Origin of the sequence: Halomonas getboli (genome assembly GCF_023094245.1) — a bacterium.
GTDB classification, from domain to species: Bacteria; Pseudomonadota; Gammaproteobacteria; order Pseudomonadales; family Halomonadaceae; genus Halomonas; species Halomonas getboli.
In genome coordinates, this window is the sequence record NZ_JALMEW010000002.1 from 37,952 (window position 1) to 51,225 (window position 13,274).

Sequence of the window (13,274 nt, forward strand, 5' to 3'; positions counted from 1 at the left end):
CGACGCCCGGGCCTCACGACCCGGGCGTCGTGCATTCCGGGGTGCGATACGCGCGCAGCGGTTCAGCGTCGACCTGCCTCGCCGGCAACGCCCACCCCACCCGATGCCGAGCCGGAAACGCCCCCGCCGCCACTCCCACGACCGGCGGCCCCGGCCGCATCATCGAGAGCCTGACCGGCACGGTCGGTGGCGCCTTCCACGGTGCTCGCGGCCTGACCGCGGCGCTGCTCCAGCTGGCGTTCCGCCCGATCCGTGGCGTCATGCACGGTGGCCGAGGCCTGGCCGATGCCGAGCTCAGTGCCGCTGTCGGCGCCGGCGCCCACGTGAACGTCCTGGCCCGCGGCGGACAGCTCGGCGGCACCGTTGGCCTGGGCGGTGGCATCGGCCAGCAGAGCGCCGGCGCTCAGAGTCGTGCAGGCCAGGGTCATGCCGATGGCGAGTGTCTTGAACGTCATATTGCCTCCTTGGCGAGACCGGCGTCGTGGCGGCACGGTGGCAGCGCGCCACGCCCGGTGAACATGTCGGCGGCAAGCCGTCGAGACCCGCCCCACTCTGAGCGACAGCGAACGACATGCCACCCACGCCTGGATGCCTGTTATATCAGCAAGTTGAACAACCCGCGTGGCGATCGTCAGGCCCCGGATGCGCGCCCTGCCCCCGCGATCCGTCGCCACTCGCCGACACTCCAGCGCTGCTGCCGGTTTCACCCGTTAAAACAGCACATTAGCTCGTCGCCATACGAAGACGGCCCGCGCCATGGCGCGGGCCGTCCGGGGTTTCCGACCAGGGGCCGCCTCAGGCGGCGTAGCGGGATACGTCGAGCCCCTGCGGGTCGATGCGCGGGTCACGGGCCGTCATCAGGTCCGCCAGCAGCTGGGCGCTGCCGCAGCTCATGGTCCAGCCCAGGGTGCCGTGACCGGTGTTGAGCCACAGGTTGTCGTAGCGGGTGGCACCGATGATCGGCGTGGAATCCGGCGTCATCGGACGCAAGCCGCTCCAGAACTCGGCGCGATCGACATCGCCACCCTCGGGGAAGACGTCGCGCACCACCATGTCGATGGTCGCCCGGCGCTTTTCCGGCAGGCTCAGGTCGTGCCCGGCCAGCTCGGCGGTGCCACCGACGCGGATGCGGTCATCGAAGCGCGATATCGCCACCTTGTAGGTCTCGTCCATGACCGTGGACTGGGGCGCCCCGCCGTCGTCCACCACCGGCACGGTCAGGCTGTAGCCCTTGACCGGATAGATCGGCAGACGAATGTCCAGATCCTTGACCAGCATCGGCGAGTAGCTGCCCAGGCAGACCACGTAGGCATCGGCGGTCAATTCGCCGGCGCTGGTGATCACGCCCTCGATACCGGCATTGCCGCGGCGAATGCGCTGAATGTCGACGCCGAAGCGGAAGCTGACGCCCAGCTGCTCGCGGCAGTAGTCGGCCAGGCGATTGGTGAACAGGTGACAGTCGCCGGTCTGGTCGTCCGGCAGGTGCAGACCGCCGACGAACTTGCCCGGCACCCGCGCCAGGGCCGGCTCGACCGCGGCGATCTCGTCGGCGCCGAGCAGCCGGTGGCGCACGCCGCACTGCTCGAGCACCTTCATGTCCTTGGCCACGGCCTCGACCTGGCTGTCATAGCGGAACAGCTGCAGCAGCCCGCGCTGGCGATCCTCGTAGCGGATGCCGGTGTCAGCGCGCAGGGCGTCAATGCAGGCGCGGCTGTGCTCGGCGATGCGCACCATGCGCTCCTTGTTCACCGCGTAGCGCTCGGGATTGCAGTTGCCGAACATCTTCATCATGAAGCGGGCCATGGTCGGATCCATGCGCGGCTGGATCTTCAGCGGCGCATGCTCCTGGAACATCCACTTCACCGCCTTCTGCGGAATGCCCGGCGCGGCCCAGGGTGAGGAGAAGCCGAAGGACACCTGGCCGGCGTTGCCGTAGCTGGTCTCCATGGCCGGCGCCGGCTGGCGATCCACCACGGTGACCTCGAAGCCCTGTTGCGCCAGGTAGTAGGCGCTGGTGACGCCGACCACGCCACTGCCGAGAACCAATACCTTCATGCTTTCCTCTCCCCTGATCGTGTTGTTGGATCGCCGTGCCGCGTGCGGGAACGAGATCACCCGGGCCAGGCCCGGGCGATGCGATGACACGAGTATAGGAGATGGATTTCAGTGGATTATTCTATTATGACGTCAAAAATACCACCATAAATTCAAATTAAAGACTGTTGTCGAATAAAAAACATGAAAAAAGAACATAAAAAAGTAGATACCTCTGCACCTATCCGACCGCCTGGCGCCGCGGGCTGGCGAGGGTACGCCGCAGCAGCGCCCAGGCCGCCAGCCCCGCCAGCAGATTGCCCAGCGCCGCCCCCAGTGCCAGACCCGGCAGGCCACCCAGCCAGGCGCCCAGCCCCAGGCATGGCAGGTAGAAGGCGAACAGTCGCGCGGCGGACATCATCATCGCCCGCAACGGCCAGCCCAGCGCATTGCCGGCGGACACCACCAGCATGCACACGCCGAGCGCGGCATAGCTCGGCGGCAGGCAGCGCAGCAGCACCGCCAGGTCTGCGCCCACCTCGGCGGTGCCGGCCAGGGCCGTGGCCACCCAGGGCGCGGCCAGTGCCAGTGCCAGGCCCAGCGCCAGCTGCCAGATCACGGCCACCTTCAGTGCCAGGCGCATCAGGCGATGCACCTGCGGCCAGTCGCCGGCGCCGTAGCAGCGCCCGAGCCAGGGCGGCAGCGACATGGTCATCGCCAGCACCGCCATCAGCGACAGAGTCTCGAGGCGGCTGGCCAGGCCCCAGGCCGCCACCTGGGACTCGCCGAGCCGCGCCACTACCGAGATCGCCAGCATGGCGGCCAGCGGCGGCATCAGCTGGCTGATCATGGCCGGCCCGGCGATGCCGAGGAAGGGGCGTAGCGACTGGCCGGCCTCCGCGTACAGGCCGCGGGTGGCCAGCCAGTCGCTGGCCGCCAGGCGCATGCCCATCACGGCGAGGCCGATCAGCATGGCCAGCGCCGTGGCCCAGGCCGCGCCGGGCAGCCCCAGGCCCGCCCAGTCGCCGATCCCGAAGATCAGCAGCGGATCGAGGGCCAGGTTGGCCAGGCTGGTGACGACCATCAGCGAGCCGGGCAGTCTCGTGTTGCCGTGGGCGCGGAACAGGCTGTAGCCGAAGTAGAGCAGCGCCCCGACCCAGGCGGAGAACAGCTGCGGCCCCCAGTAGGCACGAATCAGCGTCAACGACTCCGGTTCGGCGCCCAGCCGCCGGAAGATCGGCGCCTGGGCCAGCCACAGTCCCACTGCCAGCAGGGCGATGACCAGCGCTCCCACGATCAGCACCAGGCTGCCCAGACGGCGGGCGCGGTCGGTCTCGCCGGCGCCGAGGGCGCGCGAGATCAGCGCGGCGATGGCGATGCCCATGCCGACCTGAACGCCGATGATCAGGAAGGACAGCGGAAAGGTGAAGGACTGAGCGGCCAGCGGCGCGGTACCCAGCCGGGCGACGAAGGCGCTGTCGATCAGCTGGAAGCCCAGCAGGGACAGCACGCCGATGGCCATGGGCCAGGTCTGACGCCACAGCGTCACACCCAGCGAGGAAGAAGGAGCGTCGTTACGCAACACAGGGACTCCGCGGCGATTCTCGGGGGCGGCCCATTCTACGCGAAGTCGCGCCGCGACTCAGGGGGCATGCGCGAGCTGGGCGAACAGCAGCCGCTGCGCGTCCGCGGCCGGCAGCGGCGGATGGAAATAGTAGCCCTGCACCAGATCGCAGCGCATCTCGCGCACCAGCGCCAGCTGCTCGACGGTCTCGACGCCCTCGGCCACGACCTCCAGCCCCAGGCGATGGCCGATGAACACCGCGGCTTCCATGATGGCGCGATCCTCCGGCTGCTGAGGCGCATCGCGGATGAAGCTACGGTCGATCTTGAGCGCGGTGACCGGAAAGTGCTTCAGATAGCTGAGCGACGAATAGCCGGTGCCGAAGTCGTCGATGGCGATGCGCACCCCGCGATGGTAGAGGCGGCGCAGCCGCGCCAGCACGCCCTCTTCGGCCTCGATCAGCACGTTCTCGGTCAGTTCGATGCCGATATCCTGGGGCCGCAGGCCATGCCGCGCCACGCAGGACTCCAGGCGTTCCAGCGTCTCGGGCGCGCGCACCTGACGCCCCGACAGGTTGATATCGATGCGCAAGGCCTCGACGCCAGCCGCACGCCAGGCGGCCTGCTGCCGACAGGCTTCCTCCATCACCCAGTCGCCGAGCCGCTCGATCAGCCCCGAGCGCTCGGCCAGCGGGATGAACTCGGCGGGCGAGACCGCCTCGCCATCGGTCGGCTGCCAGCGCAGCAGCGCCTCGAGGTTCTCGATCCGCCCGCTCACCGCCGACACCTGCGGCTGGTAGTGGAGACTGAGTTCATGCTTGGCGATGGCGTGCTCCAGGCGCTCGGCGAGCCGATGCTGGCGCACCAGCTCGTCATGGAAGTGCTGCTGGAAGCCCTGCAGGGTGCCCTGCCCGTCCAGCTTGGCCCGGTTCTTGGCCACGTCGGCGTTGCGGATCAGCTCCCAGGCCACCATGCCGTGCTCAGGAAACGCGCTGAGCCCGAGGCTGGCGGTCAGAGGACGTTCGATGCCGTCCACCACGAAGGGGCGATCGAAGGCGCCGCGGACCCGCTCGACCACCGATTGCCGCGCCTCGGCCTCGCTTACGCCGGGAAAGGCCATCACGAACTCGTCACTGGACACCCGTGACATCAGGTCGCCGGCCCGCTGACGATGACGCAGCCGGCGGGTCAGCTCGATCAGGATCTGGTCGCCCTGGGCATAGCCCAGGGCATCATTGATCTCGACGAAGCGGTCGATGTCGAGATAGAGCACGGTCAGCGGCTCATCGCGACGCCGGCAGCGCTCGAGCAGCTCGTCCAGGTCGGCTTCGAACGACTGGCGATTGGGCAGATGCGTCAGCTGATCGAAGTGGGTGGCGAAAGCCAGATCACGATGGGCCCGCTTCTGGTCGGACAGATCGACGTCGACGCAGAACATCAGCGGATTGTCGGTGTGCTCGCCGAGCATCACATGGTGAGAGAACACCGGCACCGGCTCTCCGCTGCGGTGGCGAAGCTCGAGCTCGTCGGCGGGAATCTCGCGGCCCTGCTCGACCCAGGCCCGGTGGGCCTCGATCACCGGCTGTCGCATGGGGCCGGGAATGATCAGATCCTCCAGCAGGCGCCCCATGGCCTCCTCGGCCGAATAGCCGTACAGCCGCACGCTGGCCTCGTTCCAGTAGATGACCCGGCGCTGACGGTCATAGCCCTGCACCGCCACCCGGGGCAGGCTCTCCAGCAGGGCACGAAATCGCTGCTCGCTCTCCTGATAGCGACGTTGAACGAGCGCGATATCGACCGGCGCCTCCTCAGAATCACGCGCGACCGACCCTCCACGCCACCTCAACAGCCAGCGCAGGAACCGACGCCTGCGGTCACTCAAGTGCACCTCCACGCGTCCCGATGAGGCGGCCTCCCCGCATGGCGACCGCTCCCGCTTTGACATTCTGAAACATTCCGACTCATTTGCTTACTGTTGACGATTTTTCTCGTCAATGAAAGCCCCACCCACTCAGATGTTCAATCAGGAGAAAGTCCCATGAAACTCGATACCCTCAAATATGGTTTCGATCCCACCACCATGCCAGCGGATCCCATCGCCGATTACTGGCTGCCCGGCGTGCAGGAAGACCTGGCCCGCCAGGACTGGGCCTTGACCGAGCTGCACTCGCGACTCGATCTGGCGGCCTGGCAGGACTTCACCGCCGACCTGCCGCGGGACCCCTACGTCAACCGGCGCTGGAAGCGCATGTCTTGGCTGGCCCTCGACGACGCCGGCCAGGTACAGGACCTGGGCCACTGCCCCATGGCCCAGGGCGGCGCCTTCAACGACGCCGACAGCATGGCCGACCGGCTTCGCTACTACGATGCCCTGACGCCCGAGTTCCTGGCGCGCGCCGACGTCAAGGCCTTCGTGCGCGCCTGGGCCCGGCTGTGGGACATCCAGCCCGACGAGCCTATCCTGATGCAGATCACCGGAGTGCGAGGTGAAGGCCACATCGATCCGCTCCAGGGCCAGGGCATTCACGCCGACGGCTGCCAGGCGCTGAGCATCCTGGTGCTGAGCCGGGACAACGTGCTGGGCGCCGACAGCCACCTCTATGCCGACAAGGCCGGCACCCGCGAGCTGGTGACGGCCACCCTGAGGCCCGGCGAGATCCTGCACCTGCGCGACGACCGGCTGTTCCACGGCGTCGATACGCTCGGCCAGCGCGACCCGGCCCAGCCGTTCGAGCGCTTCATCATCATCATCAACACACGCTTCGTGGACGCCTTCCAGAACCGCATCCTGAGGCGCCACTTCCCGCAGGCGAAGCTATGGGAAATGGGGGAAGCGTGAATTAGAGAGGAGTCAGCAGGAAGGAGTGGGGAGCCAGGAGGGCACCATGGATGACGCGGCTCTTGGCTCCCCGCCCGCCCGAAACGCAGCGCCCCCGGCCACTGGCCGGGGGCGCTGTTTCCTTATGTGACCAGAGAGCAGGCGTTACTGGCGAAGGCCTTCGAAGGTCACGTAGAGCTCGAGCTCGCGCATCGGCTCGGGGAACTGCGACATGTCGATGCCGTAGTCGGCCAGCGTCAGTGTGGTGGTCCCCTCGAAGCCGGCGCGGTAGCCGCCCCAGGGGTCATCGCCCTCGCCCAGCAGGGTCACCGGCATCTCGATGGTCCGAGTCTCGCCGTGCAGGGTCAGCTCGCCGGTCAACACGCCCTCGCCCTCCCCGGTGGGCTCGAAGCCCGTAGAGGCGAAGCTCGCGGTCGGATACTCGGCCGCGTCGAGGAAGTCGTCGCTCAGGATATGCTTGTCACGCTCGGCGTGGTTGGAGGTCAGGCTGTCGACCTGCACCTCCACGTGGGCCGTGGACGCCGCCGGGTTCTCGGGATCGTAGCTGAACCCGCCGTCGAAGTCCTCGAAGCTGCCCAGGATGTAGGAGAAGCCCAGATGGCTGATCTTGAACTGGATGAAGGCGTGCTGGCCTTCGGTATCGATGGCGTAGTCGGCGGCCTGGGCCTGGGCCAGCGGCACCAGGGACGCGGCGGCCAGGGCGGCGGTCAGTGCGGTCTTCTTGTACATCGCTAACTCCTTGCGTGACTCAGAGGGTCGGATTCCGGCCCGCCACGGCGGCGAGCCCGGGTGTAACGGGGCGAGAGCATGCGCACCAGGGTGTCGTGACGATCCACCCAGTGATGCTTGAGCGCGGCCAGGCCGTGGCCGCCGGCCAGCACCATCAGCGCCAGCGCCGCATACCAGTGAACGCTGCCGGCGACGCTGGCCTGGTTGGGCAGCCCGCTGACCAGCGCCGGCACCTCGAACAGGCCGAAGACGTCGATGCCGGCGCCCTCGGCGGTGGAGATCAGATAGCCGCTGACCAGCACCAGCAGCATCAGCGCGTAGAGCCCAACGTGGCCGAGGTGAGCGGCCAGGCGCTCGAGGCGCGAACCGGGCAGCGCCGGGGTCGGCTGCAGCGCGCGCCACACCAGGCGCCCCAGGGTCACGGCGAAGACCAGCACGCCGACCGAACGATGCCACCAGGGCGCCAGATGATACCAGTCGTCGTAATAGCCGAGGCCGGTCATCCACCAGCCCAGCACGAAGAGCCCGACGAAGGCCAGCGCACTCAGCCAGTGCAGCAGGATGCTGGTCAGTCCCCAGCCTGAAGAGGTGTTATGCCACATGAGCGCTCCCGAACACGGTTCACAGGCGCCAGACTACCCGAGCGCGACGGGGGAATCCGCTGAAAAAAGATGAATGCTTCGTTCGGAAATTCCGCATGCCGCCCGTTTGGACGGCATGCGAACGCCTTGGCGTCGGCCTAGACGAGGGCGTCGAGGCCGCGGGCCAGGTCGGCCTGGATGTCGGCGATGTCCTCGAGACCGACCGCAATGCGGATCAGGCCCTCGCGGATGCCGGCGGCGGCCTTCTGGTCGTCGGAGAGACGGCCGTGGGTGGTGGTGCCGGGATGGGTGATGGTGGTCTTGACGTCGCCCAGGTTGCCGGTAATCGACAGCATCCGGGTGGCGTCGATCACCGACCAGGCACCTTCGCGGCCGCCCTTGACCTCGACGCCCAGCACAGCGCCGAATGCCTTCTGCTGACGCGCGGCCAGCTCACGCTGCGGGTGGCTGGCCAGCCCGCTGTAGTGAACGCGCTCCACCGCCGGATGCGCCTCGAGCCACTCGGCCAGCTGCAGCGCGTTGGCGCAGTGGGCCTTCATCCGCAGCCCCAGGGTCTCCAGGCCCTTGGTGAAGATCCAGGCGTTGAACGGGCTCATGCAAGGCCCGCAGGTGCGCACCACGCCGAAGACCTCTTCCAGCAGCTTGTCGGGGCCGACCACCGCGCCGCCGATGGCGCGGCCCTGGCCGTCCAGATACTTGGTGGCGGAGTGGATCACCAGATCCGCCCCCAGCGCGATGGGCGTCTGCAGCGCCGGCGTCAGGAAGCAGTTGTCGATCGCCAGCCAGGCGCCGTGGCGATGGGCGATCTCGGCCAGCGCCGGGATGTCGCCCACCTCGGACAGCGGATTGGACGGCGTCTCGGCGAACAGCAGCTTGGTCGCCGGCGTGATCGCCGCCTCCCAGGCCGCCAGGTCGGAAAGCTCGACGTAGCGGGTGGTGATGCCGAACTTGCCCAGGTACTTGTCGAACAGGCTGACCGTGGAGCCGAACAGCGAGCGTGAGGCGACGATCTCGTCGCCGGCCTGCAGCAGCGCCAGCGCCGTGGAGAGGATCGCCGACATGCCGGAGCTGGTCGCCACGCAGCGCTCGCCGCCCTCCAGGGCGGCGAGGCGGCGCTCGAAGGTCTGCACCGAGGGATTGGTGAAGCGCGAGTAGACGTTGCCCGGCTCCTGGCCGCCGAACTTGCGCGCCGCCTCGGCGGCGCTGCCGTAGACGAAGCTCGAGGTCGGAAAGATCGGCTCGCCGTGCTCCTGTTCGGCGGTGCGATGGTGCCCGGTACGGATCGCCAGGGTATCGAGCCCCCAGCATTCCTCCGGATTGATATCGTCGTGCATGGCGCCTCCCTGTCAGTCGGTGTCGTCTTCCTGATTGTGCATGCCCACCAGCGCGTGGTCACCGGCGCTCTGCTCCGACTTGGCATCGTCGTTACGGCTGGCCTCCAGGGCGGCCAGGTAGGCGTCGTCGATGTCGCCGGTAATGTAGCGGCCATCGAACACCGAACAGTCGAACTCGTCCAGGGCCGGATTGATCTCGCGGCAGGCCGCCTTCAGATCCTCGAGGTCCTGGTAGATCATGCGATCGGCGCCGATCAGCTCGCCCACCTCTTCCTCGCTGCGGCCGTGGGCGATCAGCTCGCTGGCCGCCGGCATGTCGATGCCGTAGACGTTGGGGTAGCGCACGGGCGGCGCCGCGGAAGCGAAGTAGACGTTCCTGGCGCCGGCCTCGCGGGCCATCTGGATGATCTGGTTGCAGGTGGTGCCGCGCACGATGGAGTCGTCGACCAGCAGCACGTTCTTGCCCTCGAACTCGATATCGATGGCGTTGAGCTTCTGGCGCACCGACTTCTTGCGCTGGGTCTGCCCCGGCATGATGAAGGTCCGCCCGATGTAGCGGTTCTTCATGAAGCCCTCGCGGTAGGTCACGCCCAGGTGCTGGGCCAGCTCCAGAGCCGAGGTCCGCGAGGTATCCGGGATCGGGATCACCACGTCGATGTCGTGGTCCGGCCACTCGTTCTTGATGCGATCGGCGAGCTTGCGGCCCATGGCCATGCGGGTGCCGTAGACGTAGGCGCCGTCGAGCAGGGTATCCGGGCGCGCCAGGTAGACGTGCTCGAAGATGCAGGGGGCCAGGCGCGGCGCATCGGCACACTGCTGGGTGTGGATCTCGCCGTCCATGCTGACGAAGATCGCCTCGCCCGGGGCAAGGTCGCGATGCAGCTCGAAGCCGCCCACGTCCAGCGCTACCGATTCGGAGGCGATCATCACCTCCTGGCCCTGGCCCTCGTCGCGGCTGCCGAACACCACCGGACGAATGCCGTGCGGATCACGGAAGGCCACCATGCCCACGCCGTTGATGATCGCCACCGCGGCATAGCCGCCCAGGCAGCGGCGATGCACGCGGCGCACGGCGTCGAAGATGTCGCCCGGCGCCAGGTGCGGCCCCTGCTTGCCCAGCTCGTGGGCGAAGACGTTGAGCAGCACCTCGGAGTCGGAGCTGGTGTTGATGTGGCGCAGGTCGGAGGAGAACAGCTCCTGCTTGAGCTGGTCGGCGTTGGTCAGGTTGCCGTTATGCGCCAGCGAGATGCCGTACGGCGAGTTGACATAGAACGGCTGGGATTCCGCCTCGCTGGAGGAGCCGGCGGTGGGATAACGCACGTGGCCGATGCCCAGGTTGCCCTGAAGGCGCGCCATGTGGCGGGTATGGAAGACGTCGCGCACCAGCCCGTTGCTCTTGCGCAGCAGGAAGCGACCGTCGTTCCAGGTCATCATGCCTGCGGCATCCTGGCCGCGGTGCTGCAACACCGTCAGGGCATCGTAGATCCCCTGGTTCACCGCCTGCTTGGCCATCAGGCCCACGATACCGCACATTACACCTTACCTCGCTTGCCTTGAGTGGGCGGCGCCACGGCCGCCGCTTCGATCATGTCAGGGGGTGGCGATCCCGTCGTCCGCCGTCCGCGACGGCATCAACGAGGCGGGATCGCCGAAGGATTCGGGAGACACCGGCAGCTGCCCTTCCCAGGCAGCCAGGCGGCCGACGGCCCAGTCCTTCAGCTGCAGGAAGGGCGGCCGCAGGCTGGCCTGCTGCCAGGCCTCGAGTTGTTGCAAGGGGGTCAAGCCGATCAGCAGGGTGGCGACCACCAGGATGGCGCTGCCCTTGGCCAGGCCGAAGGCGGCACCGGCAACGCGGTTGAGCAGGCCCATGCCGACCCACTCCACCGCCGCCTGAATCAGGCGAATGATCACACCGCAGGCCAGGATCACGCCCAACACCACCAACACGAAGGCCAGCACCAGCCGGCCGTCGGCGCTATCGATCAGCCCGGCGAGCTGGGCGGCCAGAGGCTCGGCGAGCCAGCGCGCCGCCAGCAGTGCCACCACCCAGGCCGCCAGGCCCAGGGCCTCGCGTACCAGGCCGCGTACCAGCCCGGCGATGCCGGTGACGGCGAGCACCGCCACGAACAGCCAGTCCAGCCAGGTCAGCGTCACTCGGCCTCCACCAGCAGGCCCTGGAGGTTGAAGCCGGCCTTGAGCTCGCTCATCGCCTGCTCGGCCACCTCACTGCTGGCATAGGGCCCGACGTAGACCGTGGTCAGGTCGTTATTGCGCGGGCGGCGGTAAGCGGGAAAGCCCTTCTCTTCCAGGCGCGCCTCGAGGCGCTGGGCATTGTCGGGCTCGCCGAAACTGCCCACCTGCACCGCCCATTCGCCGCCGGAGACCGCCTCGTGGGTTGGCTTGGCCGCCGCAGCCATGCGCTCGTCGGCGGCGCGTGCCAGATCGGCGATGGGATCCTCGGCCGCCGCCTCGGGCTCGGACGTTGCCGCACCGTCGCCAGAAGCCGATTCGGCCGCTGTCGCACGCTCTTCCGACATGTTCTGGTCAGCCAGAGCCTCGTCGCTGTCGGAAGACGAGGCCTCGATCGCGGCCTGCCCCGTCTCGACCGAGACGACGTCTTCGTTCGACGCCGTACCGTCGTCTACCGCGGCGGCATCGCTCGGGGCCAGCTCTTCAGGGGGGGCGGGCGCCTCGGGCTCGCGGTGCGGCACCTCGATCGGCTGTTCGATGCTCATGGTCGGCTGCGGCCGCTCCTCGCGAGGCGCCGGATCGTCGAACAGCAGCGGCAGGAAGATCACCGCCAGGGCCAACAGGATCAGCGCGCCGCTGATCCGCTCTCGCCATCCATACTTCATCACGTTCCCTCGCTGCCGGCCTCTGCCGCCGCCTGCGCCGATTCGGCCCAGGCCGCCAGCACGTCGGCCACGGTAAAGAAGGAGCCACACACCAGGACCCGGTCCTGCGGGGCCAGGCGCTCGGTCAGCCAGGCCACGCCCGCCGCCGGGGAGTCCGCCCGGTGCCACACCGGCTGGCCGAGCGTCTCGAGGGTCTCGGCCAGCGCCGCGGCGCTGCGCGCCCGATCGCCCTCCAGGCTCACCGGCAGCCAGGCGTCGACGACCGGCGCCAGGGCGCCGATCACGCCCTCGGCGTCCTTGTCGGCGAGCATGCCCAGCAGGGCGACGGTGCGCCCCTGGCAGGGCCGCGCGGCCAGGCGCTCGGCCAGATAGGCCGCGGCGTGGGGATTATGCCCCACGTCCAGGCACCACTGGCCGCGCCACTGCATGCGCCCGGGCAGCTCGACGCCGGCCAGCGCCCGGCGGCAGGCCTCGACCTCCGGCGTCCGGCCGGCCAGCGCGAACGCCTGCAGCGCGGTGGCGGCGTTGTCCAGCGGCAGGCCCGGATCGGGCAGCGCCTCGAGGCGCGCGTCGGCGCCCTCGGCATCGAGCCCCTGCCAGGCCCAACCGCCCTCGCCGGTCTCGCGCTGGAAGGTCACACCCAGGGCGTGGCACTCGGCGCCCAGCGCCTGGGCGGTGGCGGCGACGCTTTGCGGAAGCCGCTCGCTGCCCAGCACCGCGGGGCGGCCGGCACGCATGATGCCGGCCTTCTCGCGGCCGATGACCTCGAGATCGTCGCCCAGGAAGGCGGCATGATCGCGGGCGATGGTGGTCACCACCGCCACGTCGGCGTCGAGCACGTTGACCGCATCCAGCCGGCCGCCGAGACCGACCTCGAGGACGGCGAGCTCGGGCGCACGCTCGCGAATGGCGTGCAGCGCGCCCAGGGTGCCGGCCTCGAAGTAGGTCAGGCTGATCGGCTCGCCGTCGAGACGTGCCGCCTCGACGGCCTCGAAGCCGGCGATCAGCTCGGCATCGCCGGCCTCCGCGCCGTCGAGACGCAGACGCTCGTTGTAGCGCAGCAGGTGGGGAGAGGTGTAGGCCGCCGTGGTCATGCCATGCGCGCGCCCCAGGGCCTCGAGCATGGCCACGGTGGAGCCCTTGCCGTTGGTACCGGCCACGGTGATCACGCGCCTGGCGATGGGCCCGTCGAGCAGGCCCATGCGCCGCGCGACTTCGGCCACCCGCTCGAGGCCGAGGTCGATGCTCACCGGATGCGCCGCTTCCAGCCGCGCCAGCCAGCCCTCGAGAGTAGACGTCGGAGCGTCGCCCATGACGG

12 protein-coding genes are annotated in these 13,274 nt (G+C 68.8%); 1 reads left to right on the forward strand and 11 read right to left on the reverse strand.

Going from position 1 to position 13,274, the window contains the following annotated elements; translation table 11 throughout:
- Positions 1-62 precede the first annotated feature (62 nt).
- The 4 genes from MYL53_RS05095 to MYL53_RS05110 all read right to left on the reverse strand — a co-directional run bounded on the left by MYL53_RS05095 (position 63) and on the right by MYL53_RS05110 (position 5,479).
- A complete protein-coding gene (locus MYL53_RS05095) occupies positions 63-455 on the reverse strand; it encodes a hypothetical protein (RefSeq protein WP_247852466.1) in 393 nt (130 codons plus the stop codon).
- Between the two features lie 340 nt (positions 456-795).
- Positions 796-2,055, reverse strand: a complete 1,260-nt coding sequence (locus tag MYL53_RS05100) for a D-amino acid dehydrogenase (protein WP_247852468.1) — start codon at positions 2,053-2,055, stop codon at positions 796-798.
- A 220-nt stretch (positions 2,056-2,275) separates the two neighbouring features.
- Positions 2,276-3,556 carry an MATE family efflux transporter gene (locus MYL53_RS05105; protein ID WP_247852988.1) on the reverse strand — a complete coding sequence of 427 codons (1,281 nt, stop codon included), beginning with the start codon at positions 3,554-3,556 and terminating at the stop codon, positions 2,276-2,278.
- 120 nt (positions 3,557-3,676) lie between these two features.
- Positions 3,677-5,479 carry a putative bifunctional diguanylate cyclase/phosphodiesterase gene (locus MYL53_RS05110; protein WP_345740355.1) on the reverse strand — a complete coding sequence of 601 codons (1,803 nt, stop codon included), beginning with the start codon at positions 5,477-5,479 and terminating at the stop codon, positions 3,677-3,679.
- 156 nt (positions 5,480-5,635) lie between these two features.
- Here MYL53_RS05110 and MYL53_RS05115 point away from each other — a divergent pair, with 156 nt between their 5' ends.
- On the forward strand, positions 5,636-6,436 hold the full coding sequence (locus tag MYL53_RS05115; RefSeq protein WP_247852470.1) for a 2OG-Fe dioxygenase family protein: 801 nt from the start codon (positions 5,636-5,638) through the stop codon (positions 6,434-6,436).
- A 144-nt stretch (positions 6,437-6,580) separates the two neighbouring features.
- Here MYL53_RS05115 and MYL53_RS05120 read toward each other — a convergent pair whose 3' ends face one another.
- From MYL53_RS05120 to folC, 7 genes are all read right to left on the reverse strand, one after another.
- The gene (locus MYL53_RS05120; RefSeq protein ID WP_247852472.1) at positions 6,581-7,165 is read right to left on the reverse strand and encodes a YceI family protein; all 585 of its coding nucleotides are present in this window, start codon (positions 7,163-7,165) and stop codon (positions 6,581-6,583) included.
- Positions 7,166-7,167: 2 nt separating this feature from the next.
- Positions 7,168-7,767, reverse strand: coding sequence for a cytochrome b (locus MYL53_RS05125; protein WP_247852474.1), 600 nt, complete (start codon positions 7,765-7,767; stop codon positions 7,168-7,170).
- A 137-nt stretch (positions 7,768-7,904) separates the two neighbouring features.
- Entirely contained in the window at positions 7,905-9,101 is a 1,197-nt protein-coding gene (locus MYL53_RS05130; RefSeq protein WP_247852476.1) for an O-succinylhomoserine sulfhydrylase, read from the reverse strand.
- Positions 9,102-9,113: 12 nt separating this feature from the next.
- On the reverse strand, positions 9,114-10,634 hold the full coding sequence (gene purF, locus MYL53_RS05135; RefSeq protein ID WP_247852478.1) for an amidophosphoribosyltransferase: 1,521 nt from the start codon (positions 10,632-10,634) through the stop codon (positions 9,114-9,116).
- A 57-nt stretch (positions 10,635-10,691) separates the two neighbouring features.
- A complete protein-coding gene (locus MYL53_RS05140; protein WP_247852479.1) occupies positions 10,692-11,255 on the reverse strand; it encodes a CvpA family protein in 564 nt (187 codons plus the stop codon).
- Entirely contained in the window at positions 11,252-11,956 is a 705-nt protein-coding gene (locus MYL53_RS05145) for an SPOR domain-containing protein (RefSeq protein ID WP_247852481.1), read from the reverse strand. The genes MYL53_RS05140 and MYL53_RS05145 overlap by 4 nt, the downstream gene beginning before the upstream one ends.
- Positions 11,956-13,269: a bifunctional tetrahydrofolate synthase/dihydrofolate synthase gene (gene folC, locus MYL53_RS05150; RefSeq protein ID WP_247852990.1), complete on the reverse strand. Its 1,314-nt coding sequence runs from the start codon at positions 13,267-13,269 to the stop codon at positions 11,956-11,958. The genes MYL53_RS05145 and folC overlap by 1 nt, the downstream gene beginning before the upstream one ends.
- Positions 13,270-13,274: the final 5 nt, after the last annotated feature.